Below are 17,070 nucleotides of genomic sequence, written 5' to 3' on the forward strand. Positions count from 1 at the left end.
GGAAGGCGGCGGCGCGCATGCGCTGCTGCGGGAGGCTCGGAACGCGCCCCGTCAGAGCGCGCCTTTCGCGGCGGCGTCCATGTACTCGGTGGTGAAGCGGAACTTCACGTTGCCCTTGTCGCCATGGATCGTGCCGTCCGGGAACGCGATCCCGACGGCATCGGCCGAGGGCGCGCCGCTGCCGAGAAGGCCCTTCTCGAACAGGAAGTTGCGGACGAGATCCATGGTCTTTTGCAGGTTCGGCGACGCGGTGAAGGCGACGGCGTCCGCCGGCTTGTCGAAAAGCCTGGTGGCGGCGAGCTGGGCGTCGTAACCCGCGAGATCGGTGCCGGAGGCCGCGCCCATGGCCTCGCGCGCGGCCTTGCCCTCCGCCGTGTCGGCGGCGACGAGCGCTACGGTCTCGTACCAGATGCCGGCGAGCGCCTTGCCGAAATCCGGGTTGTCCTTCAGCACGTCGGTGTTGGCGACCAGCAGGTCGATGATCTCGCCGGGAATGTCGGCGCTGTCGAAAACCCTTGTCGCCGCCGGCGTCCGGAGAATGGTGGAAACCAGCGGGTTCCAGGTTACGACGGCGGTGACGTCCGGCGTCTGGTAGGCGGCGACGATATCGGCGTCCGAGGTGTTGACGACCCTCACCTCGCGTTCCGTGGAGCCGATGCTTTCCAGCGCGCGGGCGAGCAGGTAGTGGGAGACGGAGAACTCGACGAGATTGACGTTCCCGCCCTTGATGTCCTCGATTGTAGTCTTGCCCTTGAGAATGACGGCGTCGTTGCCGTTGGAAAAATCGCCGACGATGACGGCGGTCGTATCGACGCCGCCTGCGGCGGGAATGGACAGGCCGTCCATGTTGGTCAGCGTCACCGCGTCATAAGCGCCTGCCGTGTACTGGTTCATGGACTCGACATAGTCGTTGAACCGGGTGACCTCGATGTTGATGCCGTATTTGTCGGCCCATTTCCTGACGATGCCGTGGTCGTTCGCGTAGCCCCACGGCATCCAGCCGACATAGATCGACCAGGCGACCTTGAAATCCCTCTTCGGCGCGGCTGCGGCATCGAACGCGGTCGACAGGGCCAGCGAGGCGGTGAGGGCGGTGACGGAGAGGATCTTCTTGACAATCCGCATTGGCATTCCCTTTTTGCTTCTCTTCAAAAAGGGATCGGCACAGACCAACGCCGCCAATCCCTTGGCTAACGAGGTCTCCCGGGCTTTTGTCCCGCCGTGCATCCGAACGGAATTTCTCCCCGTCCGGTGGCTGCTCTCGGACCAGACATACGCGCCTTGCGTACCGGAACCCTAGCGGCCAACTCTGCACCTGCTAATGCAAGCGACGTGCCAGGTTGAAATCGACGGTTTCCATTGCCCGGCACGCTCTGACGTGAAAACGGAATGTTCAAGAGCTGCTCAAAAAACATGAACGATGATCAAAACATCGGCAGTCTCGAATATTCGCAGTCTCGCCGATCGATCCGATCGCCTTCCGTGCGACGGATCGCGGTGCGCTCTTTCATGGTAACGATGGCGGCTTCTCTGGACCGGACGTTTGCACGCCATTTTGAAGGAGCCGTTCCGCTGTCCTGAGCAGCACGTTGGCGCCCGACACCAGATCCTGCTCGCGCGTGTCCTCGCGCGGGTTGTGGCTGATGCCGCCGATACTCGGGACGAAGATCATCACCGAGGGCGCTATCGCGGACAGCATCTGCGCATCGTGCCCCGCGCCGGAGGTCATCCGCCGCGACGACAGGCCGAGATCCCGCGCGGATTCCTCGACGATCTTCGCGAGCCGCGCGTCGAAACGCACCGGCTCGGTTCGCGCGAGCCGGGTCGTCGATATCGCGAACCGGCCCGCTTCCGCCAGATCGCCGAGAAAGGTCGCCAGAGCCGCCTCGCCCTCGCCAAGCCGGCGGGCGTCCGGGCTTCGCATGTCCACCGTCAAAGTCGCCTTTCCCGGCACCACATTGATCGCGCCGGGAGAAAGGCCGAGACAGCCGACGGTGGCCACCAGCGGCGGCGACGCCGCGCGGGCCAGATCATGCAGGAAGCCGATGACGCGGGCCGCCGCATGGCCGGCGTCGCGGCGCATCGACATCGGGGTCGTGCCGGCATGGTTGGCCTCTCCCGTGATCACGATGCGCTGCCAGGAAATCCCTTGCAGGTCCTCGACCACGCCGATCTCCGCGGCCTCGCGCTCAAGCACCGGCCCCTGCTCGATGTGAAGCTCCAGATAGGCTTCCGGCCGGAAGAAGCCCGGTGTCTCCGTGCCTGCATAGCCGATGCGCGCCAGTTCCTCTCCGAGCACGGCGCCGTCGGTTCCGGTCGCGGCGAGGGCCTCCCCGGCCGATAGCGCGCCGGCGAAGACCGCCGACCCCATCATGTCGGGCGCGAAGCGGACGCCTTCCTCGTTGGTGAAGGCGGCGACGATGACGGGGCGCGCCGGTTCCGCGATCCTTTCCCTGAGCGTGCGGATCACCTCCAGCCCGGCCAGCACGCCGTAGCAGCCGTCGAGCACGCCCGCGTCGATCACCGTATCGATATGGGAGCCGATCAGCAGCGGGTTCCGGTCGAGCCCGTTCCGGCCGGCCCAGATCGCGAAGATGTTGCCGACGCTGTCGATCCGCACGTCGAGGCCGGCGGCGCGGGACCATTGTACGAACGTGTCGCGGCCGCGCCTGTCGGCGTCCGTTGCCGCCAGGCGCGTCAGCCGTCCGCCCTCGTCGCGGCCGATGGCGCCGAGCGTGCGGATGTCGGTGAGGAGACGATCCGGGTTTATCGAAATAACCTGCATCTGGATACCTGCCTGCTTCATATGCATCAGAGGCGGACGAACTCGGCGAGGCGATCGCCTTGCAGCAGGCGTTCGCGCATCGCCTGCGGCGTGTCGTCGAACTGGACACGCCCTTTTTCCATGAAGATCACCCGATCGGAGACATCGAGGGCGAACTTCATCTCATGCGTGACGATGATCATGGTGCGGCCCGACCGGGCGAGATCGGCGATGATGCGCAGCACCTCTCCCACCGTTTCCGGATCGAGGGCCGACGTCGGCTCGTCGAAAAGAAGAATGGACGGCTCCATCGCCAGCGCGCGTGCTATCGCCACGCGCTGCTGCTGCCCGCCGGAGAGTTGATGCGGATATTTGTGCTCGTGCACGAGCATGCCCACCTGCGCGAGGATCACCCGCGCCCGGTCCCGGATCTCCTCGCGCGAGCCGCGCCGATGATAGAGCGGGCCGAGCATGACGTTTTCCAGAACCGTCCTGTGAGGAAACAGATTGAAGTTCTGGAACACCATGCCGATGTCGAGAAGCGCGTCCCGCTCGTTGCGCCTCGGCGCGTCCCGCACCTGCTCCCTTCCGGCCAGCACCGGCTTGCCGTTGATGTGGACGATGCCCTTGTCGAGCGGTTCGAGGCCGTTCAGGCACCGGATCAGGGTGGTCTTGCCCGAGCCCGAAGGGCCGATGATCGACACGACCTCGCCGGGCCGCACCGCGAGATTCAGATCGCTGAACACTTCCATCGCGCCGAAATGTTTGCCGCCCTTCTCCAGCCTTATCGCGGGGGCCGCGCCCGTCGCGCCGGGCCGCGGTTCCTCGCGGCGGGTGACGGCGGGTATGCCGGTGTCGGACAGGGCGGTTTGCTTCGTCGCGTAGTCGAGGCGCTTCTCGATACTCTTCAGCAGCGCATCGAAGACCGTGACGACGAACACGTAGTAGAAGGCGACGGCCAGCATCGTCTCCATCACCTTGAAGTTCTGCGTGTAGTAACGCTGGCCGACGAGCAGGATCTCGGCAAGGGAAATGACCGAGACCAGAGAGGTGAGCTTGACGATGGAGATGTATTCGTTGCCGAGCGCCGGCAGCGCGACGCGCAGGGCCTGCGGAATCACGATCTGGCGCTGAAGCGCGACCTTCGACAGGCCGAGCACATGGCCGGCCTCGTACTGCCCCTTGTTGATCGCCAGCAGCGCTCCGCGATGAATCTCGGCGATATAGGCGGTTTCGCTCAGCACGAGCGCGATGAGACCCGCGATGAAGGGCTGGGAAAGCAGCATGCCCGAGGCGGGAAAGGCCTGCGGCAGATTATAGACGAAGATCAGCAGAACCAGCAGGGGAAGGCTGCGGAAAAACCAGATATAGGCCGCGGCGACGCGGCTCGCGACAACATTGCGGGACTGGCGCGCCAGGGCCACGAAGAAACCGAGCACCACGCTGAGCACCCAGCTCAGGATGCTCAACTCGACCACCGTCAGCGTCGCCCACCAGAAATCGCCGCTCCAGAGAAGGCTCAATGTATAATGCCAGTCAAAGTCCAAGGTCGTGCCCTCCTTTCCGGGAAAAACGGCAGCCGGCGCTTGACCGGCCGTCGCACTCAGTTGGATTCGGAGAGAGCCGCCTTGAACTCGTCGGCGGTCGGCATGTCGAGGTTGTATTTCTTCAGCAACTCGCCGTATTCGCCAGACTTGACGAGCGCGTCGAGCTGTTCGCCGATGGCGCTCAGAAGCGCGGCGTTGCCTTTCTTCACGGCGATGCCGATCACGACCGGAAACAGGATTTCCTCGGAAGTGATCTTCAGGCGGTTGCCGGACGCGGCGACGGCCGCCTGCGACACGCCCGCGTCGTCGAAGACCACGTCGACGCCGCGTGACAGCAGCGCCTGCGCCGCTTCCGCGGAGGTGGCGAACTCACGGATGTTGATCGGGCCGGATGCGCAACCGGCATCGGAGGTCTTCTGCAACGCCGGCACCCACGCCGCGCCCTTGAGGTTGCCGACACGCTTGCCGCAAAGATCTTCCGGCTTTTTCGGCGCGAAATCGTCCCCGCTGCGCACGATCAGCGAGCCGCCGGTCTTGGCGTAGGGAACGTAGTCGACCACCCTGGCGCGGGCGGGGGTGACATAAAGCGCGGAGGCGATGAGGTCGTAGCGGTTGGCCTGAAGGCCGGCGATGAGATTGGCGAAGCGCGTGTCGATGAAGCGCACCTTCACGCCGAGCTTCGGCGCGATGAGGGCCATGACGTCGGCGTCGAGACCTTTCGTCACGCCGTCTTCTACATAGTCGTAGGGCGGATAGACCTGATCCGAGCCGATGAGCAGCGTTCCCTTCTCGATCGTCTTGAGTTCGCTTGCGCCGGCCGGCACCGCGACGCCGAGCGGGAGGAGCGCCAAAAGCGCAGACAGGGCGAGACGCCTGACGGCGCTCACGGAATACCGGAATGATGCATTCATTGTAGTTCCCCTTGGTATTGGCGAGGCCCGGGAGAGCCGGACCTCGCGGCAGAAATCCTCGATGTCAGCGGATGACGGGCATTTCCCGGGGAGCGCGCGTCGTGAGCAGGCGCGGGCCGTCGGCGGTGACGACGATATTCTCCTCGTGGACGATCATCTTGCCCGGCGCGTATTCCATGCCCGGCTCGATTGTCAGCACCATGTTTTCCGCAATAACCGTGCCGTCACCGGGCCGGTGCGACGGCGGCTCGGTCAGTTGCAGGCCCAGACCGTGGCCGAGGCGTCCGACGTTGTTGCCGATCGCTCCCGCGTTTTCGATGATCCCGTTCATCGCCCGCCATATGTCGTCCGTGGTCGCGCCCGGCACGGCGGCCGCGATACCCGCCTCGGTCGCCAGCCACAACGCCTCGTGGACACGCGCCGCCTCGTCGCCAATGCGGCCGATGGCGTAGTTGCGGTCGAAGTCGCAGAAATAGCCGTCATAGGTGGAGCCCGTGTCGATGAACAGGATATCGCCTTCCTCCAGCGTCCGGTCATGCGGGCCGCACACGATCTGCGGCACGCCGCCCGGCCCGGAGATGCCCGGCATGAAGGGAGTGGCGTCCGCGCCGCGGCGGGCGATGTCGATGCGCAGCTTGCGCACCGCCTCGCGCTCGTTCTCTCCGATGGAAAGCTGGCCGGTCAGGGCTTCGTAGGCATCGCTGGCGATGCCGCAAATATAGGCGATGTGGGCGATTTCGGCATCGGTCTTGATGAGGCGCATCTCCCAGATCGCGGGAGAGCCGTCGACGATCTCGCTGCCCAGTCCGTCGCGCAGGGCGAGGAAGTCGATGACCGGCATGCGCAGCGTCATCTCCCGGCCGAGTTCCGCGCCGACCCTGCCGAACCGCGCGGGCAGGGATTGGAGCGCGGAACGCAGGAGCGACAGGCCGTCGTCGGCAGGCACCGGCGCGGGCCAGGTCCGTATATCCGCGACCCACGTCCGCGCCATCTCCGGCGCGCCGATTTCGGGGATGACGGCGATGGGGCGCCCCTCCAGCGGGACGACGACGAACCATGGACGGGTGGGGCTCTCCCAGAACTGGGAGTCGAAACCCGTGAAGTAGCGCACGTTCGGCGGCGTGGTGACGAAAACCGCGTCCAGCCGGTGCCGATGCATGATCTGCTGCGCCCGCGCGACGCGCTGCTCGAACTCGGCCGGGCTGAAGCCTCTCTTCGGGGGGATCGTTGCTGTAGTCACTCTCCGGATCTCCTTGTTCTGAATTTGTCTGTCACGCATGCGCCGCATGCCCGCCGGCCGCCACCGCCTCCGGCGCACGCCCGACGATGCGGGTATAGGAAAACGGGTCCGTCGCGGCCTCCGTGTTGATCACCAGCACCCGGCTGTCGGGACCGAGTTGCAGGGCCGCGCGCAGGGGCTCGTCGGCGGCGGCGGCCAGAAGCCCGGCGAGCCCCGCCGCGCCGCTCTCGCCGGCAACGATCGGCGCTACGGGGCGGCTCGCCAGGCGCCGCATCGCATCCTCGGCATCTTCCTCCTCGACCGTGATGAAGGCGTCTGCCACCTTCTCCAGTATCCGCCACGCCGTGAGCGAGGGAGTGTAGCATTCCAGCATGGCCATGAGCGTGGGCTCGGCAGGCGTGACGCTGACGAGCTTGCCGGCTCTGGTGCTCTCGTAAATGCAGGCCGCCCGCGACGGCTCGACGATGACGATGCGCGGCTTGTCCGCGCCGGCGCGGTCGGTGAGATAGGCGGCGATGCTGGCGGCGAAGCCGCCGACGCCGGCTTGCAGGAAGACATGGGTCGGGGCGCCGTGCCCCTGCGCGGCGGCCTGATCCAGCGCCTCATGGGCGAGGATCGTGTAGCCCTGCGCCACGAGGCCGGGGATTTCCTCGTATCCGGGCCATGACGTGTCGGCTACCAGCAGCCAGCCTCGCTCCGCCGCCACCCGCCTGGCCTCATCCACCGATGCATCGTAGGAACCGTCGATGCGGATGATTTCATCCGCGCCGATGGCCTCGGCGCGCGACGGCGTCACGCCGGCATGAATGAAGATCACCGACCGGCAATTGAGAAGGCGCGCGCCGGCCGCCACGGACTTGCCGTGGTTGCCGTCCGTCGCGCAGCATACCGTCACCGTGCGGGCGAATTCCCGTGCGACGGGCGACACGAGTTGAGCCACGCGCACCTCCTGGCCGAGATGCTTCTCGAGCAGGCGCCTGAACAGCACCATGACCGCGTAGGCGCCGCCCAGAGACTTGAAGCTTCCCTGCCCGAGCCGATGCCCCTCGTCCTTTATCGTCAAGCTGCGGATGCCGATGGCGTCGGCGATTTCCGGCAGTGCCACGAGAGGCGTTTCCGGGGCGCCGCCCCATAAAACCAGAAATGGACGCACCTTCTCCGGCGCCGCCTTTCCGACGGTCGCCCTTTCGTGTTCCGATAAAGGCCGCCCGAAGCCGGGCAGGGGGTTCAGGATGAATTGCATGGCGTTCCTCTCTCCATATTATGAAAGAATATCACGCTGTGACTGTTATTATGGCGCTCATTTCGGTATTCTATTGCAAGAAAATTGCATCATCGGGCCTGAATCAGAGGAGCCGTCTCATATGCCCCCATCCGACCGGCCGACTGTCGACGAGTTCGATCTGAAGATTCTGAACCTCGTCCAGAACGACAATCAGACCCCGCAGCGCGAAATTTCGGAGAGTGTCGGCCTTTCCGCGCCGGCCGTGGCGCGCCGGTTGCAGCGGTTGCGCGCCACCGGCATCATCCGCAAGGACATGGCCGTCGTGGACGAGCGCGCATTGGGGCGGCCGCTGACCATCGTGGTGGAGGTGACGAGCGAAAACGAGCGGCTCGACCTGATCGATGAAATGAAGCGACGGTTCATCGCCTGTCCGCAGGTGCTGCAATGCTATTATGTGACGGGCGAGACGGATTTCATCCTCATCATGAACGCGAAGGACATGGATGAGTACACGGCGCTCACCCGGCTGCTGTTCTTCGAGGGCGGCAACGTGAAGAGCTTCAGGACCTGCGTCGCCATGGAGACGGTCAAGGCGAACGGGGCGGTGCCGCTATGAACGTCGAAGGGCGTCAAGCGCTCCGATCATCCGCTGCGGGCGGCGCGAAAGCCGTCCGCGCTTTCCCTCATCGGGCCGGGCAGGGGCGCGAGGATCTGCAACTCACGGCGAATCCCCGCGCGGCGCCCCGCGAAGCCCGCAACAGGTTTCAGCCGCAAGAGATTCAGCCGCAAGAGATTCAGCCGGAAGTTCCGAGCCTTTCCATGATCGGCAGTTTGGCCACGAGATTGGTCGCGTTGCGCAGGAGTTCGAGCAGGAACTCCATGCGTTCCGCCGACATTCGCGAGACCGGTCCCTGGACGCCGACGGCGATCCGCGCGGTGTCCCCGCCCGCGGCTATCATTGCGAGGGAGCGCACGCCGAGGTGGCTCTCCTCTTCCTCGACGGCGTGGCCCGTCTGGCGAATGCGTTCGAGTTCCGCCAGCAGGACATCCGTGCGGCAGATGGAGTGAGGCGTCATCGGATGCAGCCGCCCGAGCCCGGCGACCGCCTGAGCCAGGTTGATGCCGCGCGACGCCAGCAACGCCTTGCCCATGGCCGAGCAATGGATCGGTATGCGCTCACCCGCGCGATGCATGAAGCGCAGTTGCTGCGAGGAGCCCGAGGACAGTAGGACGACGACGCAGTCGCCGTCGCGGATGCCGAGGCTGGCCGATTCACCGGTTTCTTCAGAGAGCGCCCGCAGCACGTCGAGCGCGATGCCGTAGCCGTTGCTGGAAAAGGTTGAGCCGGCGAGCGCCAGCAGCATCGGTCCGACGAAATAGCGCTCCTCGCCGTCGTTGCGCCGCAGCACGCCGGTGAGCGTCAGCGTTTGCAGCATGCGGTAGGCCGTGCTGACGTTCATGCCGGTATGGCGGGCAAGCTCCGTCAGGGTCTTGCCCTCGGCGCTGTCGACGAAACAGCCGATGAGCGCCACCGCTTTCAGGACCGACTGATTATGGACGACGCCGGGCGCCGCCGCACCGTTCGACGGGGCGCTCTCATCCCTGTTCGTGCCGCCTGCGAGTACCGTCATGCCTATCCCGCCCGTTCTTCCACGCCGAGTTCGGCAAGCAGCCGCGCGCGCAGATCGACGACCGCCCGGTCCGAGCGCAGGCGCGGGGACGGGATGTCGACCGGCACGTCCAGGGAGATCATCCCGTCCGTGAGCACCAGGATACGATCGGCGAGAAGGATCGCCTCGTCGACATCGTGAGTCACCAGCAGCACCGCGGGCCGATACTTGGCGCACAGATTGCGCAGCAATGTATGCATCTTGACGCGGGTGAGGGCGTCGAGCGCGCCGAAAGGCTCGTCGAGCAGCAGGAGGTCGGGGCGGCGCGCGAGAGCGCGCGCCAGCGCCACCCTTTGGGCCTCGCCGCCGGACAGTGTCGCCGGCCAGGCGTCGGCGTGGTCCGCGAGGCCCACTTCCGCCAGCACCTGCCGCGCGCGGTCGCCGGCGCCCGCGCCCTCAAGCCCCAGCACGATGTTCGCCAGCACCCGCTTCCATGGAATGAGGCGCGCGTCCTGAAACACGACGGCGCGCTCCGCCGCCACGCGCACGGTGCCCTCGATATCGGCGTCGAGCCCGGCCAATACGCGCAGGAAGGTGCTTTTGCCCGAGCCGCTGCGCCCGAGCAGGGCGACGAATTCGCCGGGCGCGATATCGATGCCGACGCCGTTGAGCACCGGCCTGTCGTCGAAGACGCGGCGCAGGCCGGCAGCATGGACTGCGAGGTTTCCGTGGTGGACCGTCATGTCAGTTCCCGTTTGGCGCGGCGATGCGGTGTCGGCCGCGCGCGATAATTATAATGCGCGACAAGGATCCGCCGCATCGCCCGTCGGCCTCATTCCCCAAAATATCATCCGCCGACGTCATTCGCCGAGATAGCCGCGCCGCCATGAGAGCAGGGTTCGCTCCAGATAGCGCACGAATGCGTAACCCAGAAGCCCGAGCACGGCATAGATGGTGATGACGAGCACCATGATGTCGAGCTGCCACCAGCTCCGCGCCTCGCTCATGAGCGTCCCGAGCCCGTATCTCGCATTGATCGTTTCGGCGAACACGAGCGCAAGCCAGGCATTGGTGAGGCTCATGCGCAGGCCGACGAGAAAGCCCGGCAGGGAACCCGGCAGCACGATGTGCCGCACCCGTTGCCAGTGACCGAGGCCGAGCGTGCGCGCGGACTCGATCAGCCGGGAATCGACGTTTCTGATTGCTCCATACGTATTGATGTAGATCGGCATGCAGACGCTCAGCGTGATCAGCAGCAGTTTGGGCGTCTCCTGGATGCCGAACCAGATGATGAACAGCGGCACCAGCGTGAAATTCGGGATGGCCTTGAGGATCTGCATGACGGAATCGATCGTGTCCTCGAACCGGGTCGCCGTGCCCGCCACCACCGCGAGGGCGAGCCCGACGGCAAGGCCGCAGGCAAGGCCGACGAGGGCGCGTTGCAACGATGCCCCGAGGTGTTCCTGCAACACGCCGTCCCGGGTGAGTTCGATGCCCGCCCGCACCACTTCCCATGGGGCGGGGAAGACACGCGGCCCGAGGACCTGCGTGGCGCTGAGCAGCGCCCAGATCGCCAGCAGTCCGAGCGGGCCGTAGAGACGGCGCACCTCCTGCGGCACCCGCGGCTGCCTGCGCCGGGCCGAGAGCGCACCGATATCGACCACTGCGCCCCGGAGCACCCGCCCGTCCGTTCCGTTTCCTGCCGAAGCGATCGCGGAAGCGGCCTGCGGAACCTCGTGCGGGCCGGTCTGACCGCTCGTCCGGGAGGTGACGGCCTGTATCGACATCAGTTCGCACTCCCCCGGCTGCGCGCCTCAGCCGCGCCGGGACCGGGATTTGCGGCGATGACGGCGTTGAAGCGATCGTCGAAGCCGATGGCGGCGTCGATGCCGGTCGTCGTGACGCCCGCCTTGCGGAACACTTCCGCCTGGCTCCGGTTGGCCGCGATCACGCCGGCGTCGATCGGCACATAGGCGGAGATGCTCTCGGCTGCATTGAGCGCCGCATCCTGCGGCTTCTGGCGGCCGGTTTTCGCAAAGATCTCCGTTACCCGGTCGAGGTTCCGCGACTGCCAGACGGCGGCCTTCTGCAAGCGCACGAGGATATCGGCGACGGCGGCCTCACGGGCGGGATCCCGGAGCACCTCGGGACGTGCGACGAACCACGAGTAATTGTCGTAGAGTCCTTCTGAAGTCGCCAGCACGATGCCGTCGCCGCTCGTGATCAGCGGGCGGGCGTTGCTGACCGCCGTCACCAGGGCGTCGACCGAGCCGCCGACGAAGGCGGCGCGCGCTTCTGACAAGGGCATCAACGCCAGATTGACGTCGGCGAGGTCCAGTCCCGCGTTCTCGGCCGCGATGGCGAAAAAGTAATGATTGGCGGTGCCTTTCGCGAAGCTCACCGTCTTGCCCGCCAGATCCTTGATCGAGCCGATGCCGGCATTGGGCCGAACGACGATCGCCGTCCCGGCCCGGTTGAGCTGGAGGTTGGCGCCGACGATGACGTAGGGCCGATCCTCGGCCGTCCACGGGCGGGAGGCATTGGCCTGATTGAGCACCGGCGTCGAGAAGTTGAGGCCGACGTCGAGGTCGATCGCTCCCGCGTGCAGCGCTTCGACAGCGGCGTTGGCGCCGTCGAAGTTGGCCCAGGTGAGCTTGTAGGGGGTGTCTTCGAACACGCCCGAGGCTTCCAGCAAGGCGGTGGCGATGCTGTTGCCGCTGCTCTGGATGCCGATGGTCAGCGAAACGCCGGAGAGATCGGGCTCCGCCGCGCGGGTGGCGGGCGCGAGGGAGAGGGCGAAGGCCAGGGCCGCGGCACCGAGGACTCTGGCTCCAAGCCACGGCGGCAGGACGTTGCGGGAGGAGCGGGGGCGGGGAAGCGATGTCCGGGGAAGCGATGTCATGTCATTCCTTTCGGGGGCCGGGATCAGGCGGGAGAGGCGGGGAGGCTTTGCGCAACGGTGAGAGCCGGTTGGCCGCCGGCAGGGGCTTCGGCATTCTTTCGGGCCGGAAGGCCGCTGGATTCGAGCAGCGAGCGGAAAAGGCCGTTAAGGCGGGCAAGCTCCTGCGGCGGGCCGTCCTCGACGAGACGGCCGTGGTCGAGGACGAGCACGCGATCGCTGCGCAGGGCGGTTTGCAGACGGTGCGCGATGACGATCGTTGTCCGGCCTGCCGTGCGATCCTCCAGCACGTGCTGAATGGCCGTCTCGGCTTCCCGATCGACCTGCGCGGTCGCTTCGTCGAGCACAATCAGTTTCGGATCGGTGAGCAGCACGCGCGCCAGGCACAGGAGCTGCCGCTGGCCGGCCGAGAGCGAGTGGCCCTTTTCGGCCACCACCGTGCGGTAGCCGTGGGGAAGCCTGCGGATGAAGCCGTGCGCGCCGCACCGGCGGGCCACCGCTTCGATTTCCGCGGGCGATGCGTCCGGGCGGCCGTAGGCGATGTTTTCCGCGATGGTGCGGGCGAACAGCAGCGGCTCCTGCGGCACGTAGCCGATATGGCGGCGCATCGCGGCAGGGGCGATGCGCGTCAGCGGCACGCCGTCGAGCAGCACCCGCCCTTGCGTCGGATCCGAGAAGCGGGCGGCGAGCCGGGCGATGGTCGACTTGCCTGCTCCGGTTTTGCCGACGAGGGCGACGAGTTGACCGGGCGGCACCAGGAACGACACGTCGTCGAGGGCGGGCGTGCTGCGCGAGGGATAGCCGAACGTCACGTTATCGAACCGCAACTCGCCCGCCACGTCCATGGTTGCGACCGGATCGGCGGGCGCGTCGACGGTTATCGGTTCCGCGAGAAGCCCGGTGATGCGGCGCAGCGATACGGTAGCCTGCAACCATTGGTCGAACACCTGCGACAATTGCTGGATCGGGGCGAAGAACTGATCGAGATAGAGCAGGAAGGTGACGACGACGCCGACTCCCACCTGTCCGCGCGCGACGAGGCCGGCCCCGACGGCCAGCACCAGCACCTTGCCGAACACCTGAAGAAATTGCAGGAACGGGAAATAGAACGAGGCGATGCGGGAGGCCGCCATGCGCGAAGCGCGGTAGCGATCGGAGCGGATGCTGAATGCCTCCGCCATGCGGTTCTCGTTCGCCAGCGCCCGCGTCACCCGCGCGCCGGCGACACCCTCCTGGATGCCGGCATAGACGGAGGCGATGCGCTGGCGTGATTGCTCGTAGGCGCGGGTCGAACTGCGGCGGAACCATTCGGTGCTGACGACGAGCAGCGGCAGGATGCCGGCGGCGGCGAGCGCCAGATGCGGCTCGACGACGAAGAGCGTGACGAAGATGCCGCAGCAGGTGGCGAGGCTGACGACGGCGGTGAGCAGCCCCTGCTGTAGCAGGGTGGCGAGAGCGTCAACGTCGCTCGTGGCCCGCGCCATGATGCGGCCGGATTCCTCGCGCTCGTAGCGGTCAAGCGGCAGCCGCTGCAACTGGGCGAAGATACGGACGCGCAGGGCGAACAGCATGCGCTCGGCGGTGCGCGAGGTCTGGTTGATCAACGTTTGCCCGATAAGCCGCGAGACGACGAGCAACAACGCGAATGCCGGGACAAGATACCACAGCGCGCCGAAGGAGCCCGCCGCGACGTTGTCCACGCCGGCGCCGATCAGCAGCGGACCGCCGAGGCTGACGAGCATGTCGCCGACGACCAGCGCGAGCCCCGCCCACAGCCCGCGGCCGTAGGGCTTGAGGAAACGGCCGAGGCTGAACGGGCGTCTGTCGCCGATCTCGTAGGCGACATCGACCTCGGGCCTGTCGTCGGCGGGCGGCAGCGCAGCGATCCGGGCACGGATTTCCTCCGGGGAGGAGGCGCTGAGAGCCGAAGCCGAGGGCATCGACCGGCGAAACGTGCCGGCGCCATGGAAACTCTCTCCGCCGGTGAACCGCAGTTTCCCGGGCTCCCGGCTTTCCCCGGCTTGCGGCCAGGCGAGGGGATCGATGCCGGATCCGGCATTCGCACCTGCGCCTTCGCCTGCCGCGTCGTGACCGGCATCGGATGCGCCGGAAAGCCCGGCGGCGACGGTTCGCCGGTAGGCATCCGACGTGCGGAGCAGTTCCTCGTGCGTGCCCAGTGCCGCGATGCCGCCGTTCTCCAGCAGCAATACGCGGTCCGCGAGCGCGATGGTCGATTGGCGGCGGGCGACGATGAAGGTTGTGCGCCCGCGCACCGCCTGACGCAGCGAGGACAGGACGCCGGCCTCCGTCTTCGCATCGACGGCCGAGGTCACGTCGTCGAGGACGAGGATGCGGGCGTTGGTGAGCACGGCGCGGGCGATCGTGAGACGCTGGCGCTGCCCGCCCGAAAGGGTCATGCCGAGTTCGGCGACGGGCGTATCGTAGCCTCCGGGGAGGGCGGCGATGAATTCATGGGCGCCGGCGATACGCGCCGCTGCCTCGATTTCCTGCGCGGTGGCGTCCGGCCGCCCTTTGGCGATGTTTTCCGCGACGGTGCCCGCGAACAGGAAGACGTCCTCGAAGACGGTGACGATCGCCCGGCGCAAGGACTGCAAGGAAACTTTCGAGATGTCCTGTCCGTCGACCAGCACCCGGCCTTCCGTGGGGTCGTGGAACCGCGCCAGCAGCAGGGCGAGCGTCGACTTGCCCGAACCCGACGCACCCACGACCGCGAGCGTTTCTCCCGGCCGGATCGCGAGATCGATGTCGCGCAACAGCGGACGACCGGGCGCATACCCGAAGCTGACATGGCTCAACACGATGCCGCCACGAGTCACGGCGAGCGGGGGCGCGCCCGGCGGATCGGTTATGGCGGGCTTCGTGTCGAGGATTTCGAAGATGCGACAGGTGCCGGCCCGCGCCTGCTCGACAACGGCGAGCGCGCCCGAAAGCGTGCGCACCGGCGAGACGATCTGCGCCAGATAGCTGAAGAAGGCGACGAAGGTGCCGATGCTGATGGCGTCATGCCACGCGAGCCAGCCGCCGATCGCGAGCACGCCCATCTGGCTGATGCCGGGCACCGCTTGCAGCAGCGGCGTGTAGCGGGCGTTGATGCGGGCGGTGCGCAGCCGCGAGCCGTAGAGGGTCCGCGCCGCGCCGACATACCGGTCGAGTTCGCGCTTTTCCTGTCCGAGGGCGCGCACGACGCGCACCCCCGTGGTGTTTTCCTCGATGATTTCGGCAAGCTCCGCCTGAACGCGCTGGTCGTTCCAGACGGCGGGAAATATCTCCCGCCCCAGCCTGCGCGCCGTAAACCAGAGCAGGGGCAGGGACATCGCGACGACCAGGCCGAGCAACGGCGACAGGAAGGCCATCATCACCAGGGAAGCGGCGACAAAGATCAGGCTGCCCAGCAGCACGTGAAGCTGGCTGAGGAGCGTCTGGAGCAGCGTGATATCCGCCGTGGACCGCGAAATGATCTCGCCGCTCGTGAGCGGCCGCCTTCGGCCGTCTCCCTGATCCTGCCGCCCGCCGTCTTCCCGGCTGCCGCCGACATGGCCGATGTCGAGCGCCTGCACGTGGCGGAAAACCGCGTTGCGCAGATCGTGCTGAACCGAGAAGCCGAAACCGTTGCCGTTCCGGCGGCGGATGACCGTGCTTGCCGCCGAGATCAGCGCCGCGCACAGCAGCAGACCGATCCATGGCGCCGGATCCCGCGAGCCGGCGATCATCACGTCATCGACGATCACCTTTTGCAGCAGCGGGACGGTGGCGCTGGCGAACTGGCCGAAAATCGTCATGCCGATTGCGATCAGCGCCATGCGCCGGTGCGGCCGCAGGAACGGCATCAGCCGATGCAGCCAGCCCGCGCCGGCGTCTCGCCTCGATCCCGGGATCGGTTCCACGGCGTTATGCCACCGAGAGGATGCGGTTGTCGACGAGGTGGACGTAAGTGTCGTCCGGCTGGATCAGGCCCCATGACAGCATCCAGTTATAGGTGCGGTCGAAGTCCTTCTGGGAATAGGGCGCGGGATCCGCGTAGCGCAGGCGGCTGCGCGAGAAGTCGCGCGGCTCCAGTCCGACGATCGCTGGATCGACGTCGTTGATGAGGTATTTGACGTAAGGATAGGGATCCTGTTGCAGCACTGCCACGGCGCGGCGGACGGCGCGGTTGATCGCCTCGAAAGTCTCGGCGTCGAGTTCCGGGCTGCCGATTTCGAGGCCGACATAGTGGGCTTCCGCGATCGTCTTGTAGCCGAGCTTCTCCGCGACCGTGATCCAGGGTTCCATCACCGCCACCGCATCGACGTGGCCATCGCGCAGGGCGAGGAAGCGGTTGGCGCTCTCGATATGAACGACCTTGATTTCCTCGCGCGGCAGGAAGCCCTCGAGCAGTTGCAGCGCGACGTAATGGGAACCGTGGTGGAAATTCACGCCGATCGGAATGTCCGCGAGATCCTGAGGGATGAGCACCGGCGAATCCGGGCGCACTATGATCGCCTGGCTTGCACGCGCCGCGCGCTTGGCGACGATCTGGCCGCCGACGCCGCTGTCCTGCGTGCGGCGCACCTGGCCCCATTCGCAGGCCCGGTAAAGCACGGTTTCGCCGGCCTCGAACGGGGAGGGGCCGCCGAAGGAGGAGACGTTGCGATGATCTTCAATGAGCTGGATCGCTTCCAGATCGGTCGCATGCCCCTTGCCGCGCCTGATGAATTCAAGCTCAAGACCCTCGTCGGCGAAGAAGCCGAGTTCGCGGGCAACGTAGTAGGGCAGCGAGAAGACGGTGCCGCTGACCTCATTCCGTATTTTTCTCAAAGCCATTGATTTCAATCCTCTTGGCCACAGTTATGTCGATATAATCTATCGTAACAGTA

General features: G+C 66.4%; 13 protein-coding genes and 1 riboswitch. Of the genes, 1 reads left to right on the forward strand and 12 read right to left on the reverse strand.

What is annotated here, in order from left to right; genetic code table 11:
- Window positions 1-51: 51 nt before the first annotated feature.
- The 6 genes from ACOYJQ_RS14120 to ACOYJQ_RS14145 form a co-directional block, all read right to left on the reverse strand.
- On the reverse strand, window positions 52-1,125 hold the full coding sequence (locus ACOYJQ_RS14120; protein WP_433459250.1) for a putative urea ABC transporter substrate-binding protein: 1,074 nt from the start codon (window positions 1,123-1,125) through the stop codon (window positions 52-54).
- Window positions 1,126-1,198: 73 nt separating this feature from the next.
- Window positions 1,199-1,311, reverse strand: a riboswitch (guanidine-I (ykkC/yxkD leader).
- A 196-nt stretch (window positions 1,312-1,507) separates the two neighbouring features.
- Complete coding sequence (locus tag ACOYJQ_RS14125; protein ID WP_433459251.1) at window positions 1,508-2,785, reverse strand: Zn-dependent hydrolase; 1,278 nt, start codon at window positions 2,783-2,785, stop codon at window positions 1,508-1,510.
- A gap of 26 nt (window positions 2,786-2,811) precedes the next feature.
- Window positions 2,812-4,311, reverse strand: a complete 1,500-nt coding sequence (locus ACOYJQ_RS14130; protein ID WP_433459252.1) for an amino acid ABC transporter permease/ATP-binding protein — start codon at window positions 4,309-4,311, stop codon at window positions 2,812-2,814.
- Window positions 4,312-4,367: 56 nt separating this feature from the next.
- Window positions 4,368-5,222, reverse strand: coding sequence for an ABC transporter substrate-binding protein (locus ACOYJQ_RS14135; RefSeq protein ID WP_433459253.1), 855 nt, complete (start codon window positions 5,220-5,222; stop codon window positions 4,368-4,370).
- 64 nt (window positions 5,223-5,286) lie between these two features.
- Window positions 5,287-6,462 (reverse strand): M24 family metallopeptidase, encoded by a 1,176-nt coding sequence (locus tag ACOYJQ_RS14140; RefSeq protein WP_433459255.1) that lies wholly within the window; start codon window positions 6,460-6,462, stop codon window positions 5,287-5,289.
- Window positions 6,463-6,493: 31 nt separating this feature from the next.
- Entirely contained in the window at window positions 6,494-7,705 is a 1,212-nt protein-coding gene (locus ACOYJQ_RS14145; RefSeq protein ID WP_433459256.1) for a diaminopropionate ammonia-lyase, read from the reverse strand.
- A 121-nt stretch (window positions 7,706-7,826) separates the two neighbouring features.
- On the opposite strand from ACOYJQ_RS14145, the gene ACOYJQ_RS14150 reads away from it, so the two are divergent.
- On the forward strand, window positions 7,827-8,303 hold the full coding sequence (locus ACOYJQ_RS14150; RefSeq protein WP_433459258.1) for an Lrp/AsnC family transcriptional regulator: 477 nt from the start codon (window positions 7,827-7,829) through the stop codon (window positions 8,301-8,303).
- A gap of 178 nt (window positions 8,304-8,481) precedes the next feature.
- On the opposite strand, the gene ACOYJQ_RS14155 is transcribed toward ACOYJQ_RS14150, so the two are convergent.
- From ACOYJQ_RS14155 to ACOYJQ_RS14180, 6 genes are all read right to left on the reverse strand, one after another.
- Complete coding sequence (locus ACOYJQ_RS14155; RefSeq protein ID WP_433459259.1) at window positions 8,482-9,318, reverse strand: IclR family transcriptional regulator; 837 nt, start codon at window positions 9,316-9,318, stop codon at window positions 8,482-8,484.
- Between the two features lie 2 nt (window positions 9,319-9,320).
- A complete protein-coding gene (locus tag ACOYJQ_RS14160; protein ID WP_433459261.1) occupies window positions 9,321-10,040 on the reverse strand; it encodes an ABC transporter ATP-binding protein in 720 nt (239 codons plus the stop codon).
- A 117-nt stretch (window positions 10,041-10,157) separates the two neighbouring features.
- The gene (locus tag ACOYJQ_RS14165) at window positions 10,158-11,084 is read right to left on the reverse strand and encodes an ABC transporter permease (protein WP_433459262.1); all 927 of its coding nucleotides are present in this window, start codon (window positions 11,082-11,084) and stop codon (window positions 10,158-10,160) included.
- Complete coding sequence (locus ACOYJQ_RS14170) at window positions 11,084-12,199, reverse strand: ABC transporter substrate-binding protein (RefSeq protein ID WP_433459263.1); 1,116 nt, start codon at window positions 12,197-12,199, stop codon at window positions 11,084-11,086. Before ACOYJQ_RS14170 ends, ACOYJQ_RS14165 begins: the two co-directional genes overlap by 1 nt.
- A gap of 23 nt (window positions 12,200-12,222) precedes the next feature.
- Complete coding sequence (locus ACOYJQ_RS14175; protein WP_433459264.1) at window positions 12,223-16,101, reverse strand: ABC transporter ATP-binding protein; 3,879 nt, start codon at window positions 16,099-16,101, stop codon at window positions 12,223-12,225.
- 4 nt (window positions 16,102-16,105) lie between these two features.
- Window positions 16,106-17,017, reverse strand: a complete 912-nt coding sequence (locus ACOYJQ_RS14180; RefSeq protein WP_433459265.1) for an ABC transporter substrate-binding protein — start codon at window positions 17,015-17,017, stop codon at window positions 16,106-16,108.
- Between the last annotated feature and the right edge of the window lie 53 nt (window positions 17,018-17,070).

This window comes from Pseudochelatococcus sp., assembly GCF_050946405.1.
Taxonomy (GTDB): Bacteria; Pseudomonadota; Alphaproteobacteria; order Rhizobiales; family Beijerinckiaceae; genus Pseudochelatococcus.

What these genes read in the sequence shown, in the direction of transcription:
- ACOYJQ_RS14160 (WP_433459261.1), bottom strand. Translation starts at nt 10,040, where the DNA reads ATGACGGTCCACCACGGAAACCTCGCAGTCCATGCTGCCGGCCTGCGC.
- ACOYJQ_RS14150 (WP_433459258.1), top strand. Translation starts at nt 7,827, where the DNA reads ATGCCCCCATCCGACCGGCCGACTGTCGACGAGTTCGATCTGAAGATT.
- ACOYJQ_RS14125 (WP_433459251.1), bottom strand. Translation starts at nt 2,785, where the DNA reads ATGCAGGTTATTTCGATAAACCCGGATCGTCTCCTCACCGACATCCGC.
- ACOYJQ_RS14145 (WP_433459256.1), bottom strand. Translation starts at nt 7,705, where the DNA reads ATGCAATTCATCCTGAACCCCCTGCCCGGCTTCGGGCGGCCTTTATCG.
- ACOYJQ_RS14120 (WP_433459250.1), bottom strand. Translation starts at nt 1,125, where the DNA reads ATGCGGATTGTCAAGAAGATCCTCTCCGTCACCGCCCTCACCGCCTCG.
- ACOYJQ_RS14170 (WP_433459263.1), bottom strand. Translation starts at nt 12,199, where the DNA reads ATGACATCGCTTCCCCGGACATCGCTTCCCCGCCCCCGCTCCTCCCGC.
- ACOYJQ_RS14180 (WP_433459265.1), bottom strand. Translation starts at nt 17,017, where the DNA reads ATGGCTTTGAGAAAAATACGGAATGAGGTCAGCGGCACCGTCTTCTCG.
- ACOYJQ_RS14155 (WP_433459259.1), bottom strand. Translation starts at nt 9,318, where the DNA reads ATGACGGTACTCGCAGGCGGCACGAACAGGGATGAGAGCGCCCCGTCG.
- ACOYJQ_RS14135 (WP_433459253.1), bottom strand. Translation starts at nt 5,222, where the DNA reads ATGAATGCATCATTCCGGTATTCCGTGAGCGCCGTCAGGCGTCTCGCC.
- ACOYJQ_RS14165 (WP_433459262.1), bottom strand. Translation starts at nt 11,084, where the DNA reads ATGTCGATACAGGCCGTCACCTCCCGGACGAGCGGTCAGACCGGCCCG.